The 16,813-nt window shown below is 71.6% G+C and carries 17 protein-coding genes; 16 read left to right on the top strand and 1 reads right to left on the bottom strand.

The window, feature by feature from the left end:
- The first annotated feature begins 64 nt into the window (after window positions 1-64).
- The 11 genes from ACLQ2N_RS05695 to ACLQ2N_RS05645 all read left to right on the top strand — a co-directional run bounded on the left by ACLQ2N_RS05695 (window position 65) and on the right by ACLQ2N_RS05645 (window position 9,704).
- Window positions 65-412 carry a cyclophilin-like fold protein gene (locus tag ACLQ2N_RS05695; protein ID WP_425809670.1) on the top strand — a complete coding sequence of 116 codons (348 nt, stop codon included), beginning with the start codon at window positions 65-67 and terminating at the stop codon, window positions 410-412.
- A 44-nt stretch (window positions 413-456) separates the two neighbouring features.
- Entirely contained in the window at window positions 457-1,224 is a 768-nt protein-coding gene (locus ACLQ2N_RS05690) for an SDR family NAD(P)-dependent oxidoreductase (protein ID WP_425809668.1), read from the top strand.
- Between the two features lie 631 nt (window positions 1,225-1,855).
- Window positions 1,856-2,554, top strand: coding sequence for a hypothetical protein (locus tag ACLQ2N_RS05685; protein ID WP_425809666.1), 699 nt, complete (start codon window positions 1,856-1,858; stop codon window positions 2,552-2,554).
- 478 nt (window positions 2,555-3,032) lie between these two features.
- The gene (locus ACLQ2N_RS05680; RefSeq protein ID WP_425809664.1) at window positions 3,033-4,310 is read left to right on the top strand and encodes an alpha/beta fold hydrolase; all 1,278 of its coding nucleotides are present in this window, start codon (window positions 3,033-3,035) and stop codon (window positions 4,308-4,310) included.
- Between the two features lie 12 nt (window positions 4,311-4,322).
- Entirely contained in the window at window positions 4,323-4,982 is a 660-nt protein-coding gene (locus tag ACLQ2N_RS05675; protein WP_425809662.1) for an MBL fold metallo-hydrolase, read from the top strand.
- 48 nt (window positions 4,983-5,030) lie between these two features.
- Window positions 5,031-5,810: an exodeoxyribonuclease III gene (locus ACLQ2N_RS05670; RefSeq protein ID WP_425809660.1), complete on the top strand. Its 780-nt coding sequence runs from the start codon at window positions 5,031-5,033 to the stop codon at window positions 5,808-5,810.
- Window positions 5,811-5,925: 115 nt separating this feature from the next.
- Window positions 5,926-6,366, top strand: a complete 441-nt coding sequence (locus ACLQ2N_RS05665) for a DUF6278 family protein (RefSeq protein WP_425809658.1) — start codon at window positions 5,926-5,928, stop codon at window positions 6,364-6,366.
- Between the two features lie 137 nt (window positions 6,367-6,503).
- Entirely contained in the window at window positions 6,504-7,247 is a 744-nt protein-coding gene (locus tag ACLQ2N_RS05660) for an amino acid ABC transporter ATP-binding protein (protein ID WP_425809656.1), read from the top strand.
- Window positions 7,248-7,261: 14 nt separating this feature from the next.
- The gene (locus tag ACLQ2N_RS05655; protein WP_425809654.1) at window positions 7,262-8,173 is read left to right on the top strand and encodes a glutamate ABC transporter substrate-binding protein; all 912 of its coding nucleotides are present in this window, start codon (window positions 7,262-7,264) and stop codon (window positions 8,171-8,173) included.
- Between the two features lie 17 nt (window positions 8,174-8,190).
- Complete coding sequence (locus ACLQ2N_RS05650; protein ID WP_425809652.1) at window positions 8,191-8,835, top strand: amino acid ABC transporter permease; 645 nt, start codon at window positions 8,191-8,193, stop codon at window positions 8,833-8,835.
- A complete protein-coding gene (locus ACLQ2N_RS05645; RefSeq protein WP_425809650.1) occupies window positions 8,832-9,704 on the top strand; it encodes an amino acid ABC transporter permease in 873 nt (290 codons plus the stop codon). Before ACLQ2N_RS05650 ends, ACLQ2N_RS05645 begins: the two co-directional genes overlap by 4 nt.
- Before the next feature lie 86 nt (window positions 9,705-9,790).
- Here the strand turns inward: ACLQ2N_RS05645 and ACLQ2N_RS05640 are convergent, their stop codons facing one another.
- Window positions 9,791-11,008 carry an Ig-like domain-containing protein gene (locus ACLQ2N_RS05640; RefSeq protein ID WP_425809648.1) on the bottom strand — a complete coding sequence of 406 codons (1,218 nt, stop codon included), beginning with the start codon at window positions 11,006-11,008 and terminating at the stop codon, window positions 9,791-9,793.
- 223 nt (window positions 11,009-11,231) lie between these two features.
- Between ACLQ2N_RS05640 and ACLQ2N_RS05635 the strand changes: the two genes are divergently transcribed.
- The 5 genes from ACLQ2N_RS05635 to ACLQ2N_RS05615 are packed head-to-tail and all read left to right on the top strand — an operon-like array spanning window position 11,232 to window position 16,768.
- Window positions 11,232-12,395: a lipid II:glycine glycyltransferase FemX gene (locus tag ACLQ2N_RS05635; RefSeq protein WP_425809646.1), complete on the top strand. Its 1,164-nt coding sequence runs from the start codon at window positions 11,232-11,234 to the stop codon at window positions 12,393-12,395.
- Window positions 12,392-14,083, top strand: coding sequence for a murein biosynthesis integral membrane protein MurJ (gene murJ / locus ACLQ2N_RS05630; RefSeq protein ID WP_425809644.1), 1,692 nt, complete (start codon window positions 12,392-12,394; stop codon window positions 14,081-14,083). The genes ACLQ2N_RS05635 and murJ overlap by 4 nt, the downstream gene beginning before the upstream one ends.
- 56 nt (window positions 14,084-14,139) lie before the next feature.
- Complete coding sequence (locus ACLQ2N_RS05625; RefSeq protein ID WP_425809642.1) at window positions 14,140-14,823, top strand: response regulator; 684 nt, start codon at window positions 14,140-14,142, stop codon at window positions 14,821-14,823.
- Window positions 14,820-16,241 carry a HAMP domain-containing sensor histidine kinase gene (locus tag ACLQ2N_RS05620; RefSeq protein WP_425809640.1) on the top strand — a complete coding sequence of 474 codons (1,422 nt, stop codon included), beginning with the start codon at window positions 14,820-14,822 and terminating at the stop codon, window positions 16,239-16,241. The genes ACLQ2N_RS05625 and ACLQ2N_RS05620 overlap by 4 nt, the downstream gene beginning before the upstream one ends.
- Window positions 16,242-16,252: 11 nt before the next feature.
- Window positions 16,253-16,768: a hypothetical protein gene (locus ACLQ2N_RS05615; RefSeq protein ID WP_425809638.1), complete on the top strand. Its 516-nt coding sequence runs from the start codon at window positions 16,253-16,255 to the stop codon at window positions 16,766-16,768.
- Window positions 16,769-16,813 lie beyond the last annotated feature (45 nt).

The raw sequence follows: 16,813 nt of genomic DNA, 5'->3' as shown, positions 1-16,813 counted from the left end.
GCAGGTGCCGACAACCCCCACCGCACCGGCCTCCCCGACCTCCACCACCCGAAGGAGCACCTCCATGGACATCCGCGTCACCCTCGACGGCCGCCCTGTCGAGGCCACCCTGAATGACAGCCCTGCCGCCCGCGACTTCGCCGAGCTGCTGCCGCTCGCCCTGGACCTCACGGACTTCCACGGCATCGAACGGGTCGCCGACCTGCCGCGCAAGCTGGACACCGTCGACGCCCCCGAACCGGCCGCGGCCAGGACCGGTGACATCGCCTACTACGCCCCGTGGGGCAATCTGGCGCTCTTCCACCAGGACGGGCCTGCCGCTTCGGCCGACCTGCTCATCCTCGGTCACCTCGACGTGGGCGCCGACCGGCTCGAGCGAGCAGGTCGCATCACCATGGAAGCCGCTCCCTGACCCCACCCCAGCCCACTCCCACTTCGCGACGGGACAACAACGGTATGAACCCCACCTACGAATTCACCGGCCAGGTCGCCTTCGTCACCGGCGCCTCCTCGGGCATGGGCCTGGCCACCGCCCGCGCCTTCGCCGAAGCCGGCGCCGCCGTCGGCCTCGCCGACATCGACGAGGACGCCGTCACCGCTGCCGCGAAGGAGCTCACCGACGCCGGCCATCGGGCGCTCGCCCTGGTCTGCGACGTGTCCGACGAGGACCAGGTGGCCGCGGCCGTCGACCGCACGGTGGAGACCTTCGGACGGCTCGACATGGCCTACAACAACGCCGGCATCATGCCCCCGCCCACCGACGCCGCAGACGAGAGCGCCGAGCAGTTCGACCGTGTCCAGAACATCAACCTGCGCGGCATCTGGGCGAGCGTGAAGCACGAACTGCGCCACATGCGCGCCCAGGGCAGCGGCACGATCGTCAACTGCTCCTCCCTGGGCGGCCTCGTCGGCAACCCGGGCCGCGCCGCCTACCACGCCACCAAGCACGGCGTGATCGGCCTGACCAAGAGCGTCGCCCTCGAATACGGTGCTCGCGGGGTGCGCATCAACGCCGTCTGCCCCGGCACCATCGCCACCCCCATGGTCGACGCCATGGCCGCCAAGGGCGAACTCGACCGCGAGCAGGCCGAAGCCGGCCAGGCCATCGACCGGCTCGGCACCGCCGAGGAGATCGCCCAGGCCGTCCTGTGGCTCTGCAGCGACGGCTCCGGCTACGTCACGGGCGTCGCGCTGCCCGTCGACGGCGGTTACACCGCCCAGTAGCCCTTTTGTGTCCGGACCGGCACTGGCGCGGCTTCGTGGCGGCGCCGGTCCGGAGCCGGACTCGTGCGAGGCGTTGCCACCAGCCGTTCACCTCGGGTGCGGCGTCGGTTCGACGCGCTGACCGGACGGGAGACGGCCAGTGCGGTCCCAGTGGTGCGGGCGGCGTGCTGGGGGCGGTCGGTGGGCTCGGCCGCCCAGGGGGCCAGGGCGAGGTCGAAGGTGGCCCGGTGCAAGGGGCGCGGAGGTTACCGACCACGTCGTGGTGGGCGGTGAGGGCTTGTTCCGGTGGCGTGGGGATGTCCGCCCAAGCGTCGCCGTAGGCGCCATCAGGCACATCAGGCACATCAGCACTGAAGCTCTGCGGCGGCTGGAGCTGACGCCCGGCGCTGCGACAGGGGCGGGTGGGTGGAATGGCAACCTGCCTGTGTGGCTCCTGTATGCCGTTCCGTGGCGGGGCCGGCGCATGAGCACTTGTCCTAACGGGGATGACAGCTGGGTGAAAAGCAGGGGGAACGGCCACGTTTGGTACCGCGGGCGGCTGCCCCACTGGTTACGGGGGCTGCTCGTCCTCGCGGCCGGGTGGGGAGTCCTGCTCTGCGGTCAGCAGGTCGCTGAAGGCTACGGAACGACCATGGAGTACCGCGACGCACCGGTCTGCCAGGACGTGGGCCGGAACGGGGACGGGAATGAGGGGGAACTGTGCGTGCGGCGTGAGACGGGCACGGTGCTCGACCTGCGGACGGGTGAGCACTGCACGTCCAATGGCACGAGCGGCGGCACGACGGTAGGCATCTCCACCGGAGGCAGCACGGCCGGAGGCGGTATGAACACCGCCGGTGGCGCCATCGGCGGTGCAACGGCTGGCGGGGGGACCACCGCAGGCGGAGGAGGCGGCGGTACGACCTGTACGACGAACCACGACCTGAAGGTCCAACGGCCAGGGGGCACGACCTGGATGGGCGTGGGGTGGGTGACGTACCGCGACGCCAGGGAGGGTGACCACGCCGAAGTCCGGCTGTGGCGGGGGGACGTCGTGGAGCTGAGGGTGCGCGGCCACGTCGACTTCTACACGCCCTCCTCGCAGCAGGTGGTTCTCCCGTGGCTCGCGCTGGGCTGCCTGATCCTGGTGGGCGGCGCGTGGGCATTGCTGAGCGGGCGGCTCTCGGGCCTCTTCGCCTTTCCCAACATCGGCTTGCTGTTCGTGGCCGTTGGGGTCGGCTGGCTCGGCTACATGGCGCTGTTCGGCGGCCGCCCCGTGGTCTGGGTGCTCGCCATCGTGTGGACGGGTTCCGCGGTCCTGAGGACCGTGGGTGCCTGGCAGGACAGGTAGCAGCCGGTTCGAGCCTCCAGCGACCGGAGCCGCCGCCGGCGAGTCAAGCCGGTGCACGGGGTGCGCGGGGTGGGTGAGCTCGGAAGACACTCGGATACGGACTGCGTTCGCTCACCCGGAGACATCACCGGATCAACAACAGCGGACCGGTAGATTCCGCCCCACCCCACACGCGTCGAGGGCCCGGCCCAGGCCGATAGCGGTGTCGCCGGCCCGGCCCGGAAAGCGAGAGGGGCGCGGCCCTGGGCAGCAGGCGGCTGTCGAAGAACGCGGACGAAGGAAGCGGTGCGTCGACGCGTCGACCAGGTGCGAGCGCGGCCGGCGGGACCCGCTGCGTCAAGGGGACCCGTGCCCCCTGGGAGGCGCATCATCGATCGATGAGGGCGTCGGCAGTGCTCGACGGGCCGAGCCGCGGATGCATCGCGGCGGGCTTCCCCCGGCTGCGTGAGATCTTGTGAGACGTGAGAGGGTGCGGGGCGTGAGTGATACACCGCCGAACACCCTGCAATACCGCTTTGACGGGCCGGAAGACGCCCCGGTTCTGGTCATCGGCCCCTCACTGGGTACCACCTGGCACATGTGGGACCGCCAGGTACCCGAGCTCACCCGGCACTGGAGAGTCTTCCGGTACGACCTCCCCGGTCATGGCGGCGCCCCCGCCCGGCCCGCGACCGCCGTGGCGGAGCTGGGTGACCGGCTGCTCGCGACGCTCGACGGGGTCGGGGTCCAGCGGTTCGGGTACGTGGGGTGCTCCATCGGCGGGGCGATCGGCGCGGACCTGGCGCTGCGGCACCCGCACCGGGTGGCCGCGCTCGCACTGGTGGCGTCCTCGCCCCGGTTCGGCAGCGCGGACGAATTCCGGCAGCGCGGCGTCATCGTCCGTACGAACGGCCTGGAGCCCATGGCGCGCACCGCGCCCGAGCGCTGGTTCACGCCCGCCTTCGCCGCGGCGCAGCCCGCCATCGTGGAGTGGGCCGTCCAGATGGTGCGGACCACCGACCCGGGGTGCTACATCGCCGCCTGCGAGGCCCTGGCAGCGTTCGACGTCCGTACGGAACTGAGCCGCATCCCCGTCCCCACCCTCGTCGTGGTCGGGGCGGAGGACCGGGTGACCGGGCCCGGCGACGCGCGCACCCTGGTCGCCGGGATCCCGGACGCCAGGCTCGCGCTGGTGCCCGGGGCCTCGCACCTGGCGCCCGTCGAGCAGCCGGGGGCGGTCACCGATCTTTTGCTCACCCACTTCTCCACCGCCTGGCAGGACACCCAGGCGGCCATCCCGATGCCCGACTCCGTGCCCCGGCTCACCGCCCCCGTCCAGCCCGTCGCGGAGATCGCCCCCGCCGGGCCTGCCCCCGAGGCGGTGGCCGGCGGGCGCCCCGACCCGTACGCGCCGGGCATGCGGTTGCGGCGCGAGGTGCTGGGCGACGCGCAGGTGGACGGGGTCCTGGCCGCCGCCGACGATTTCACCGGGGACTTCCAGGAGCTGGTCACCCGGTACGCCTGGGGCGAGGTGTGGAGCCGGGAAGGGCTGGACCGGCGCACCCGCTCGGTCGTCACCCTCACCGCGCTCGTCGCCTCCGGGCGGATGGAGAGCCTGGCCGCGCACACCAGGGCGGCTCTCCGCAGCGGCCTCACGCCCGCCGAGATCCGCGAGGTGCTGATGCAGACGGCCGTGTACTGCGGGGTTCCGGCCGCGAGCGCCGCCTTCACGATCGCGCAGTCGGTGATTCGGGCGGAAACCACGCCGCCCGCGTAGCAGGATGGAGCCATGAGCAGCCACACCGGGAACACCGCGCCGACCCTGACCAAGCAGTCGCACTCCTGCATCCGCCTGGAGAAGGACGGGCGCACGCTCGTCATCGACCCGGGCGGCTTCTCGGAGGGCGACGCCGCGATCGGCGCCGAGGCGATCCTCGTGACGCACGAGCACCCCGACCACTTCGACGAGGGGCGGATCAGGGCCGGTCTCGAAGCCGACCCGGCGGCCCGGGTCTGGACCCTGCGCAGCGTCGCGGAGCGGCTGAGCGCGGCCTTCCCGGGGCGCGTCCACACGGTCGGCCACGGCGACACCTTCTCGGCCGCCGGGTTCGACATCGAGGTGCACGGCGAGCTGCACGCGGTGATCCACCCGGACATCCCGCGCGTCACCAACATCGGCTTCCTGGCCGACGGCCAGGTCTTTCACCCCGGCGACGCCCTGACGGTGCCCGGCCGGGCGGTCGACACGCTGCTGCTGCCGGTGATGGCCCCGTGGAACAAGATCTCCGAGGTCATCGACTACGTGCGCGAGGTGAAGCCGCGCCGCGCGATCGACATCCACGACGCGCTCCTCACCGACCTGGCCCGGCCGATCTACGACCGGCAGATCGGTGAGCTGGGCGGCTCCGACCACGGCCGCATGACGCCGGGCGACTCGACGGGCCTGTGACGGCCGCCGCCCCGGCGGCTGTCAGTGGCAGGCGTTAGGTTTGCGTACATGCGCATCGCCACCTGGAACGTCAACTCGATCACCGCCCGTCTGCCGAGGCTGCTGGCCTGGCTGGAGAGCAGCGGCACCGACGTGCTGTGCCTCCAGGAGACCAAGTGCACCGCCGAACAGTTCCCCGCCGACGCACTCCGCGAGGCGGGCTACGAGTCCGCGGTCAACGCCAACGGGCGGTGGAACGGGGTCGCGCTGATCTCCCGTGCCGGCCTCTCCGACATCGTCCTCGGGCTGCCCGGCGGGCCGGCCTACGAGACCGCGCAGGAGCCGCGGGCGATCAGCGCGACGTGCGGCCCGGTGCGCCTCTGGTCGGTGTACGTGCCCAACGGCCGCGAGGTCGCCCACGAGCACTACGCGTACAAGCTGCGCTGGCTGGAGGCGCTGCGCGAGGCCGTGGCCGCCGACGCCGCCGGGGCGGCCCCCTTCGCCGTGCTCGGCGACTTCAACGTGGCCCCGACCGACGAGGACGTCTGGGACCCGGCCCTCTTCGAGGGGGCCACGCATGTCACGCCCGCCGAGCGCCAAGCCCTGGCCGCCCTGCGCGCCGAGGGCCTGTCCGACGTCATGCCCCGCCCCCTGAAGTACGACCGGCCGTACACCTTCTGGGACTACCGCGAGCTGCGCTTCCCGAAGAACAAGGGCATGCGCATCGACCTCGTCTACGGCAACGCCCCCTTCACCGCCGCCGTGAAGGACAGCTACGTGGACCGTGAGGAACGCAAGGGCAAGGGCGCCTCCGACCACGCCCCGGTGGTCGTGGACCTCGACCTCTGAGCCGGGGCCCGGGCGCGTTCCGTGAACGCGCGGTGACCGTGCGGTGTTCGGCGCTCGAACGACAGGCCGCGCGCCCTGTGGTGCGCGGGCGCGCCGGGATGCGATTCTGAGTGGTATGAACATCCCTTTCTTGGACAACTGGCGTAAGCGTCGCGACGGGACGCCGAAGACGGGCCTCGCGGGCGCCGCCGACGCCGATCCGGAGGGCGTGGCCGAACTGCTCGCCGAGTGCGAGCTGCTCCGGGTCCGGGTGGGGGAGCACGGCATCGAACTGGACGACAGCCCCGCCTCGTTGACGGCCCTCGACCAGCTGGTGCCCCGCTGGCGCGACGACCCGGAGGAACTGCCCTGGCTGGGCAACGACGCCGGCCTCTACCTCGGCACGGTCCTGGTGCGCAACGTCGCGGGGGCGCACTGGCACATCTGGCCGAGCGGTCAGCCTGTCGTGCGGCTCGCCTCGGGACGTGAGATCGACGTGGTCGCGTCCGGCCTCGACTGGGCGATGTCCGGCAGCCCCGAACTCTCCCAGGTGTACGCGGAGTCCGCCGAGGGCTGAGCGCCCAGCCGCCCGCCGGACCGCGTGAAGCGATAAGAATCCTTTTGCCCCATTGGTGCGTGTCGGTCGAGAAGTCCCTTGCCGGGCTGGTTAGTTTGCGCTGACCTCGACCGAGCGACAAGTGGGTAGGGCAGCGTATGGCCGTCGATCCGTTGATCGAGCTGCGAGACGTCAACAAGTACTACGGGAAGTTGCACGTACTGCAGGACATCAATCTCACCGTCGGCCGCGGGGAGGTGGTGGTGGTCATCGGCCCGTCCGGCTCCGGGAAGTCGACGCTCTGCCGGGCGGTCAACCGGCTGGAGACCATCGAGTCGGGCCGCATCACCATCGACGGCAAACCCCTCCCCGAGGAGGGCCGGGGGCTGGCCCAGCTGAGGGCCGAAGTCGGCATGGTCTTCCAGTCGTTCAACCTCTTCGCGCACAAGACCGTCCTCGCCAACGTCTCCCTGGCCCAGGTCAAGGTGCGCAAGCGGAAGAAGGACGAGGCGGACCAGCGCTCCCGCGAACTCCTGGACCGGGTGGGGCTCGCCGCGCACGCCGACAAGTTCCCCGCCCAGCTCTCCGGCGGGCAGCAGCAGCGCGTCGCCATCGCCCGCGCCCTCGCCATGGACCCCAAGGCGCTCCTGTTCGACGAGCCGACCTCGGCGCTCGACCCGGAGATGATCAACGAGGTCCTCGAAGTGATGCGGCAGCTCGCCCGCGAGGGCATGACCATGGTCGTCGTCACCCACGAGATGGGCTTCGCCCGCTCCGCCGCCAACCGGGTCGTCTTCATGGCCGACGGCTGCATCGTGGAGGACCGCACCCCGGAGGACTTCTTCACCTCCCCGGAGAGCGACCGGGCCAAGGACTTCCTGTCCAAGATCCTCAAGCACTGACGGGAGGCCCTGAGTTGCGTACGAGGAAACTGCTGGCCGTCTGTGCCGGCCTCCTGCTCGCCCTCTTCGCCGCCGCCTGCGGCAAGGAGGGCAGCCCGCCGGTCAAGGGGCCGAAGGCCGACCAACTGCCCGTCTACCAGGTCGACAAGGGCTTCCGGCTGCCGGACTCCCGGACCTGGCGGAACGCGAAGAAGCGCGGCTACCTCCGGGTGGGCGCCAAGGAGGACCAGCCCTACCTGGGCGAGAAGGACCCCGCGACCGGCGTCTACTCCGGCTTCGACATCGAGATCGCCCGCATGATGTCCGCCTCGCTGGGCTTCGACCCGAAGACGATCCGCTTCAAGACGATCGCCTCCGCCAACCGCGAGACCGCCCTCCAGAACGGGCAGATCGACTACTACGTCGGTACGTACACCATCAACGACATGCGCAAGAAGCTCGTCGGCTTCGCCGGTCCCTACTACATGGCGGGCCAGGGACTCCTGGTGCGCACCGACGAGGACGACATCCACGGCCCGCAGGACCTGGCCGGCAAGACGGTCTGCTCGGCCGCGGGCTCGACCCCGTACCAGCGGATCGCCGCTGATTACCCGAAGGCGAAGCTCGTCGCCTACGACACGTACTCGATCTGCGTCGACAACCTGCTGACGTTCCAGGTGGACGTCGTCACCACCGACGACGCGATCCTGCTGGGCTTCGCCGCCAAGGCGCCCGACGAGATGAAGGTCGTCGGCAAACCCTTCTCCGAGGAGCCGTACGGCATCGGCGTCCCGCGCGGCGACAACGCGCTGCGGTTCGCACTCGACGACGCGCTGGAGGAGAACGAGAAGAACGGCAACTGGAAGAAGGCGTTCGAGGCGACCCTCGGCCTCTCCGGCGCGCCCGCGCCCAAGCCGCCGCCCATCGACCGCTACCCGGCGAACTGAGAGGACGGCCCGCCCCCATGGACGTACTCACCGACAACTTCTCGCTCTACGGCAAGGGTTTCCTCGGCACCCTCGAACTCACCGTCTACGCCTCGGTCCTGGCCCTGGTCCTCGGCTTCGTCATGGCCTCCTTCCGGGTGGCGCCCGTCGGCTCGCTCCGGGTGTTCGGCACCGTATGGGTGACGGTCCTGCGCAACACCCCGCTCACCCTGCTCTTCTTCGCCGTGCTCCTCGGCCTGCCGCGCTTCGGGGTCGTCCTGCCGTTCGACGTGTTCGCGATCCTCGCGCTGGGCTGCTACACCTCCGCGTTCATCTGCGAAGTGCTGCGCTCCGGCATCAACACCGTGCCCACCGGGCAGGGCGAGGCGGCGCGGAGCCTCGGGATGACCTTCGGACAGAGCCTCGGCGCCATCGTGCTGCCGCAGGCGTTCCGCTCGGTGATCCCGCCGATCGGCTCGACGCTCATCGCACTCGCCAAGAACTCGGCGATCGCCGGGGCGTTCAGCGTCACCGAACTCCTCGGCACCTACAAGACCCTCAACGAGCTGGGATACAGCATCATCTGGACCTTCGTGTGGATCGCCGTGGGGTACCTGATCATCACCCTCGCCATCAGCGCGCTCTTCCACGTGCTGGAGAAGCGCTGGGGAGTCGCCCGATGACCGCCCACTCCGTACCCACCGCCAACGCCCTGTACGACATCCCGGGGCCGCAGACCCGTAAACGGCACCGCCTCTACGGAATCGTGTCGACGGTCCTCATCCTCGCCCTGATCGGCTGGGTGATCTATCTCCTCTTCGACACCGACCAGTTCACCGCCGCCAAGTGGACGCCCTTCGAGTACAAGGGCATCCAGGAACTCCTGCTGCGCGGACTCGGCAACACCCTCAAGGCGTTCGCGTACGCCGCCGTCCTCTCCCTGGTCCTCGGCGCCGTCCTCGCGGTCGGGCGGCTGTCCGAACACCGCCCGGTGCGCTGGGTGGCGACGGTCCTCGTCGAGTTCTTCCGTGCCATGCCCGTCCTGGTGATGATCTTCTTCATCTTCGTGGCCCTGAAGGTGCAGCCGCTGCCCGCGCTGGTCGCCGGGCTGACGCTCTACAACGGCTCGGTGCTCGCCGAGGTGTTCCGCACCGGCATCAACTCCGTGGAGCGCGGCCAGCGTGAGGCGGCGTACGCGCTGGGCATGCGGAAGACGCAGGTCACCACCTTCGTCCTGGCGCCGCAGGCGATCCGTGCGATGCTTCCCACCATCATCAGCCAGCTGGTGGTGGCCCTGAAGGACACCTCGCTCGGCTACCTCATCACGTACGAGGAATTCCTCCACGCGGGCAAGCTCATCGCCTCCAATTTGGATTACGATCTGCCTTTCATCCCCGTGGTGATGGTGATCTCACCGATCTACATCGGGATGTGCATGCTGCTCTCCTGGTTCGCCACCTGGGTGGCGAGGCGGCAACGGCGCAATCCGAAGACGGAGGCGGTGGGCGTCGGACCGGCACAGCCCGGCACGCTCATGCCGGGAGGGCGGTAGAAGGACGGGAGCAAGGTCCGCCCGGCAGCAGCCGGTGATCACTTCTCGCACGCGGGAAGAAGGTCAGCTGCGCGCCGGCGGACCGGTCAGCCGAGGGCGCTCCTCGTCCGCCACACGTCCCACGAGACGTTCCACGCCCCGTAGCCGTTGCCCTCCGCGACCGTGCCCTTGGTCTCCGCGCCCGTGATCTCGAACGGGTCGCCGACGTGGGCCTGCCGGTAGAGGGCGGCGGCGTCCGCGTCGCTCATCCCGACACATCCCGAACTGTGATTGGCCCGCCCGAAGTACGCCGCGTTCCACGGCGCGGCGTGGGCGTACATGCCCGACCAGGTCAGCCGCATCGAGTAGTCGACCATCTTGTCGTACGTGTGGCCCAGGCCCACCGTCTCGGAGCGCATGTTGATCGTGCCCTCCTTCGCCATCAGTACGGCCGTCCCCCGCCACGACCGCTTGTCGCCCCCCGGAGTGCCGCCCGACACGGGCACGTCCATGACCGTGCGGCCGTCCCGCTCCAGCGCCAGCCGGTGCCGGTCCAGGTCCACCTTCACCACCTGGCTCGCGCCCACCGTGAAGGCCGTCGCGTAGTCCCGCACGAAGAAGCCGCCCGCAGGACCCGAGTCGACGCCGTTCAGCTCGGCGTCGAGCGTGATGCGGGTGCCGGACTTCCAGTACTCCTTCGGGCGCCAGTCGACGCGGTCGCGGCCCGAGTAGTCGCGCAGCCAGCCCCAGGAGCCCTCGGTGTCGTTCGAGGTGGACACCTTGAGGGCCTTCTCGACGGCCGCCTTGTCCTTGACCGGGTTGTCGAACACGATCGACAGCGGCTGGGCGATGCCCACCGTCGTGTTCTTGCCGGGCGCCAGCGTCAGCTTGTTCACCTTGTCCGCCGCCCGCGTCGTGAACGAGGCCGTGTCGCTGCCGCCCGAGGTGTCGCGCGCCTCCACGCGGTACGCCGTGCCGGGCGCCGCCACCCGGTCGGATGTCCAGGTCCGGCCGTCGGCGGATATCCGGCCGCTGAGCGCGCCGCCCTTCCCGGCCGAGACGGTCACCTCATTCAGCTTCCCGGCCGCCAGGGTCACCGTCACCGGCTTGCCCGCGGGGGCCGCGGTGCCGTGCAGGTTCACCGAGATGGAAGCCCGCGCCGCCTTCGAGGGGGCCGCGTCGCCGTTCTTGCCGGCATCGCGGTCCGACGCGGCGGCGCCGCCGGAACAGGCCGTGAGCGTGACGCCGAGCACCGCGCAGCCGGCGATCAGCGCGAGCCGGGCGGGGCGCGGCGGGCGAGCCGGTGTCAGGAATGCGGGAATCAACAAAAACCTCCGTGGCCGTACTCGGGCATCGGTGAAGAGGGACGCACCGGAGCCTAAGTTCCGTAAATCCGCGGGAAAGCAGGAGTTCCCTGTGTGACGGGAAGTGCGGCGCAACGGTCATCGTCCGGTCACATTCGGCGCGCGGACCCGTCACGGACCGCTGTGAGCATCCTGTGCAGCCCCGCAGAGCAGACCGCGGGGTCCACGAGGGAGGGCCACCGACATGTCAGCGCTGCTCGCGACCGGAGACCGCAGCAGGGAACGGGACCTACGCATCCACGGCCTCACGGCGGACGAGCACCGCGCCCACCTGGCCACGCGCACGGACGCCAGCTTCCTGCAGTACCCCTCCTGGGCCGGAGTGAAGGAGGGATGGACCTCGGAAAGGCTCGGCTGGCACGACGACGACGGCACCCTGAACGGCAGCGCGCTCGTCCTCTACCGGCAATTCCCGGGCACCCGGAAATACTTCGCCTATCTTCCGGAGGGCCCGGCCGCCGACTGGGCCGACCCCGGAATGGACCGCTGGCTGCGCCCCCTGCTCGCGCATCTGCGCGCGGCCGGGGCGTTCGCCGTACGCATCGGCCCCACCCCCGCCTACCGCCGCTGGTCCGGCGCCCGCCTCAAGTCCGCCACCGGCCCCGGGCGCACGGTCGGCGACGTGCTGGCGAGCGAGGTCGACCCGCTCGGCGCGGCCGTGGCCGACCGGCTGCGGGCGCGCGGCTGGCGGCGCTGCGGCGGGGACGGCGACGACGCGGACGCCCAGCCCCGGTACGTCTTCCGGGTGCCGCTCGCCGGGCGCACCACCGACGACCTGTGGTCCGGGCTCAACCAGGAGTGGCGCCGCAACGTCCGCCGCGCGCACAAGGCCGGCGTGCGGATCGTGACCGGAAGCGCCGCCGAACTGCCCGAGTTCCACCGGCTGCTGAGGATCACCGAGGAGCGCGACGGTTTCCGGCTCGGGCGCTCGCTCGGCTACTACCAGCGCCAGTACGCGGCGCTCAACGCCGAGGAGCCGGGCCGGATGAGGCTCTGCCTGGCGGTGCACGAGGGCGAGATCCTGGCCGCCCACACCATGATCAGCACCGGCCGGCGGGTCTGGTACCAGACGGGCGCCTCCGCCGACCACCGCCGCGAGGTCCGCCCCAGCAACGCCCTGCAGTGGCGGATGATGTGCGACGCCCTGGAAGGCGGCGCCGAGGTCTACGACATGCGCGGGGTATCCTCCACCCTCGATCCCGGTGACCGGCCCTTCGGGCTGCTGCGCTGGAAGCTGGGCACCGGCGGAGAAGTCGTGGAGACCCTCGGAGAGTGGGAGACATCGGTGGGCGGAGCCGCCAACAACACGCTGTACCGGGCGTTCCAGGCATACCTGGCACGCCGGTGACGGCCGCCGGCGCCGTCCCGGAGGCGGCCGCCCCCGAGCAGCGCGGAGCGCGCGGGTCCGGCTCGGTGCTGCGCAGCGGCGCCCTGATGGCCGCCGGGTCCCTCGTCTCGCGGGCCACGGGGTTCGTACGCTCGGCGGTCGTCGTCGCCGCGCTCGGCACCGGACTGCGGGCCGACGGCTACTCGGTCGCCAACACCGTGCCCAACATCCTCTACATGCTGCTCATCGGCGGCGCCCTCAACGCGGTCTTCGTCCCCGAACTCGTCCGGGCCGCCAAGGAGCACAGCGACGGCGGGGCCGCCTACACCGACCGCCTGCTCACCCTGTGCACCGCGGGCCTGCTCGCCCTCACCGCGCTCGCCGTCCTCGGCGCACCGCTGATCATCCACGTGTACGCCCCCACCTACGACGGCGACCAGGCCGAACTCACCATCGCCCTGGCCCGCTACTGCCTGCCGCAGATCCTGTTCTACGGCCTGTTCACGCTTCTCGGCCAAGTCCTCAACGCCCGCGACCGGTTCGGCGCGATGATGTGGACGCCGGTCCTCAACAACCTCGTGATCATCGCCGTGTTCGGGCTCTACCTCTGGACGGCCGCGAGCTCCGACGGCACCCTCACCTCCACGCAGGCGCAGTGGCTGGGCTGGGGCACCACGGCGGGCATCGCCGTGCAGAGCCTGGCCCTGGTGCCCTCGCTGCGCGCCGCGAAGTTCCGCTGGCGGCCCCGGTTCGACTGGCGCGGCAGCGGGCTGACCCGGCCGCTGCGTGCCGCCGGCTGGCTCGTCATGCTCGTCCTCACCAACCAGGCCGCGTACTGGGTGATCACCCGCCTCTCCACCGCCAGCGGCCAGCACGCCGTGGACCAGCACCTCGCGGGCGGCGCCGGCTACACCGCGTACAGCTACGCCTACCAGCTCTGGGTCGTGCCGCAGGGCATCGTGACCGTCAGCCTCGTCACCGCGCTGATGCCCCGGATGAGCCGCGCGGCGGCCGGCGGCGACCTCGCCGGGGTGCGCCGGGACCTCTCGTACGCGCTGCGCACCTCCGCCGCCGTGGTGGTCCCGGCCGCCGCGCTGCTGCTGGCGCTGGCGCCCTGGGTGATGGGCTCGGTCTTCGGCTACGGGCGCACCGGTCCGGCGGACATCACGGTGATGGCGGGCATGATGGCCGCGTTCGCCCCCGGGCTCATCGCCTTCTCCGGCCAGTATGTGCTCTCGCGCGGGTTCTACGCGATGAGCGACACCCGCACCCCGTTCCTGCTGAACCTGGTCATCGCGGCCCTCAACGCCGGACTCTCGGTCGTCGCCTATCTGACGCTGCCCGCGCGCTGGGCGGTGACCGGCATGGCGGGCGCGTACTCCGTGGCCCTGCTCACCGGCTTCGCCGTCACCGCGTACGTGCTGCACCGCAAACTCTCCCCGCGCGGTGCGCCGCGCCCCTCGCTCGGCCGCTCACCCGGGATGTGGGCGCATGTGCGGCTGGTCACCGCGTGTGTGCCGGCCGGGGCGCTGGCGTACGCGGCGGCCCGCGCCGTCGACACGGAGGGCTCGGGCCTCGGGGACTTCGCCGCGCTGGGCGCGGGCACGGTCGTCCTCGCGCTGGTCGTGGCGGGGCTGGCCCGACCGCTGCGGCTCATCGAGGTGAGCGCCGCGCTGAACGCCGCCCGGGGGCGGCTGCGGCGCGGCTGAAGCGGCCCTCGCCCGCCCGTTCGAATCCATTCCTTGATCGCTGGGATACTGACGCCATGCCTCGCGTGCTCCTCATAGAAGACGATCCCTCGGTACGCGAAGGGGTCGAGCTGGGCCTGCGCAGGCGCGGTCACGAGCTGCGGGCCGTCGGCACGGGCGAGGCCGGGCTGGCCGCGCTCGGGGAGTTCCGGCCGGACCTCGTCCTCCTCGACCTGATGCTGCCCGGCATGAACGGCGTCCAGGTCTGCCGCCGCATCCGGGAGACCAGCCAGCTCCCCGTGATCATGCTGACCGCGCGCGGCGACGACTTCGACGTCGTCGTGGGCCTGGAGGCCGGCGCCGACGACTACATCGTCAAGCCCGCCCGTACCGAGGTCATCGAGGCCCGCATCCGGGCCGTGCTGCGCCGCCTCGCCGTCCCGGCCGGGCGCGGCGGCACCGAGTCCCACGGCGAACTGACCGTCGACCGCGCGGGCCTCGCCGTCGCCAAGGCGGGCGAACGGCTGCTTCTCGCCCCGTCCGAACTGAAGCTGCTGCTCCACCTCTCGGCCTCGCCCGAACAGGTCTTCAGCCGTCAGCAGCTCCTGGAACACGTGTGGGAGCACAGCTATCACGGCGACGCCCGCCTGGTCGACGCCTGCGTCCGCCGCCTCCGCCAGAAGATCGAGGACGTCCCGGGCAGCCCCCGCTACATCCAGACGGTCCGAGGCTTCGGCTACCGCTTCGGACCGCTCACGTGAAACTGTTCGCCGCCCGCCTCGGCCTCCGCACGCGGCTCATCGCGGCGTTCCTGTTCGTCGCGGCCGTCAGCGCCGCCACCACCGCCGCACTCACCTACCGCGAGGCCCGCTCCGCGATCCTCCAGCAGGCGCAGGACTCCGCCGTCGCCCAGTTCCGCGACCGGATCGGCTCCCAGGCCGTCAGCCTCCCCATCGACAGCGAGCAGCTGCGCCAGGTCTGCCTCGGCCTGGCGCGCGCGGGCGGCGGGCGCGGCTGGACCGTGTTCGCCGAGTACGGGAAACTGCGGGCCTCCTCCTCGGACCGGTCCTCCTCCGGGGTGATCACCGCCGGGTTGCGCACGGCCACCCGCGCCAACACCCACGGCTCGTTCCAGCGCGTCGTCAAGGACGGCAAGCCCTGGCTGACCGTCGGCATGCCCGCCCTGTTCAACCGGGGCGACGGCAGACAGCCCACCGGCCTCGTGCTCTACGCCGTGATGCCGCTGTCCACCGAGGACGCCAACGTGGCCGCCATGGTCACCGCCGCCCGGGACGGCGCCCTGCCCGCCCTGCTCGTCGCCCTGGTACCCGCGCTCCTGGCCGCCCGCAGCGTCCTGCGCCCGGTCCGCGAGCTGCGCCGCGCGGCGGCGGGCATCGGCAGGGGCGAACTCGACACCCGGATAGCGGTGCGCGGCTCCGATGAACTCGCGGACCTGGCCTGGACGTTCAACGAGTCGTCCACCAAGCTGCAGGAGTCCGTCGAGGAGTTGCGCCGGGCCGAGGAGCGGGCCAGGCGCTTCGCGTCCGACGTCTCCCACGAACTGCGCACCCCGCTCGCCGGTATGCTCGCCGTGACGGAGGTGCTGGACGAGGACGCCGGCGGACTGCGGCCCGACACCGCCGCCGCCGTCCGCCTGATCAGCACGGAGACCGGCAAACTGGCCACCCTGGTCGAGGACTTGATGGAGATATCCCGCTTCGACGCCCGGGCGGCCGAGCTGCACCTGGACGAGGTCGACGTCGCCGAGACCGTACGCAAGACCCTTCAGGGCCGCCGCTGGGAGAACCGCGTCACCACGGAACTCCCCGACGGCGTACGCGCGATGCTCGACCCCCGCCGCTTCGACGTGGTCGTCGCCAACCTGGTCGGCAACGCCCTGCGGCACGGCGCGGAGCCCGTCACCGTACGGGTACGCGGAGGTTCCCGGCTCGTCGTGCGGGTGGAGGACAGCGGGCCGGGCATCGACGCGGCGGTGCTCCCGCACATCTTCGACCGGTTCTACAAGGCCGACGCGGCCCGGACCCGGTCGGCGGGCAGCGGCCTCGGGCTCGCCATCGCCCGGGAGAACGTACGGCTGCACGGGGGGACGGTCGGCGCGGCGAACCGGCCCGGGGGCGGCGCGGTGTTCACCGTGGAGCTGCCGCTGGGGGAGCGGTGAGGGGCGGGCGCGTGCTCGGCGCGCTGGTGCCCGTGCTGCTGCTCGCCCCGGGGTGCGGGATCCGCGCGACGGACGTCGTGGAGGCGGGCGAACCGGCGACCGTGGAGGTGGCCCCGGCCGGCCAGCGCGGCGCCCTGCTGTACTTCGTGTCCTCGTCCTCGGCGTCCCGGCTCATGCCGGTCGTCCGGACCGTCAGCCCTCCGGAGGGCGTCGACGGCGGGGCCGGGGCGGACACCCGGCCCTCCGGGGCGTCCGCCGCCCTGTACCTGCTCTTCGAAGGCCCCACCAGGTCGGAGCACGACGCCGGACTGCGCTCGGAGCTGCCCGACAGCCGGGTGAGAGCGGCCATCGAGCTGAGCGCGGAGGGCGTGAAGGCCACCGTCAGCATCCCGGTCACCAAGCTCTCCCAGGCTGCCCGCCAGCAGCTGATCTGCACCGCCGCCACGGCCAGTACCGCCGACCGGACCGAGGTGGTCACGGTGACCGGAACCGACGGGGTCATCGGCCCCGCGCACTGCTCGGTCTGACCATGCCGATGCTCGGCGGGCTGCGACAGCGGATGCGCGGAGGCG

It is taken from the genome of Streptomyces sp. DT224, assembly GCF_049844595.1.
Taxonomy (GTDB): domain Bacteria; phylum Actinomycetota; class Actinomycetes; order Streptomycetales; family Streptomycetaceae; genus Streptomyces.
The sequence above is the reverse complement of the archived record's forward strand: the minus strand, read 5'-3'. Positions and strand labels throughout refer to the sequence as shown.

Excerpts from the sequence above, each read along its gene's own strand:
- ACLQ2N_RS05650 (WP_425809652.1), top strand. The coding sequence starts at position 8,191 with ATGGACGTACTCACCGACAACTTCTCGCTCTACGGCAAGGGTTTCCTC.
- ACLQ2N_RS05645 (WP_425809650.1), top strand. The coding sequence starts at position 8,832 with ATGACCGCCCACTCCGTACCCACCGCCAACGCCCTGTACGACATCCCG.
- ACLQ2N_RS05690 (WP_425809668.1), top strand. The coding sequence starts at position 457 with ATGAACCCCACCTACGAATTCACCGGCCAGGTCGCCTTCGTCACCGGC.
- ACLQ2N_RS05625 (WP_425809642.1), top strand. The coding sequence starts at position 14,140 with ATGCCTCGCGTGCTCCTCATAGAAGACGATCCCTCGGTACGCGAAGGG.
- ACLQ2N_RS05675 (WP_425809662.1), top strand. The coding sequence starts at position 4,323 with ATGAGCAGCCACACCGGGAACACCGCGCCGACCCTGACCAAGCAGTCG.
- ACLQ2N_RS05670 (WP_425809660.1), top strand. The coding sequence starts at position 5,031 with ATGCGCATCGCCACCTGGAACGTCAACTCGATCACCGCCCGTCTGCCG.
- ACLQ2N_RS05695 (WP_425809670.1), top strand. The coding sequence starts at position 65 with ATGGACATCCGCGTCACCCTCGACGGCCGCCCTGTCGAGGCCACCCTG.
- ACLQ2N_RS05685 (WP_425809666.1), top strand. The coding sequence starts at position 1,856 with ATGGAGTACCGCGACGCACCGGTCTGCCAGGACGTGGGCCGGAACGGG.
- ACLQ2N_RS05660 (WP_425809656.1), top strand. The coding sequence starts at position 6,504 with ATGGCCGTCGATCCGTTGATCGAGCTGCGAGACGTCAACAAGTACTAC.
- ACLQ2N_RS05635 (WP_425809646.1), top strand. The coding sequence starts at position 11,232 with ATGTCAGCGCTGCTCGCGACCGGAGACCGCAGCAGGGAACGGGACCTA.
- ACLQ2N_RS05665 (WP_425809658.1), top strand. The coding sequence starts at position 5,926 with ATGAACATCCCTTTCTTGGACAACTGGCGTAAGCGTCGCGACGGGACG.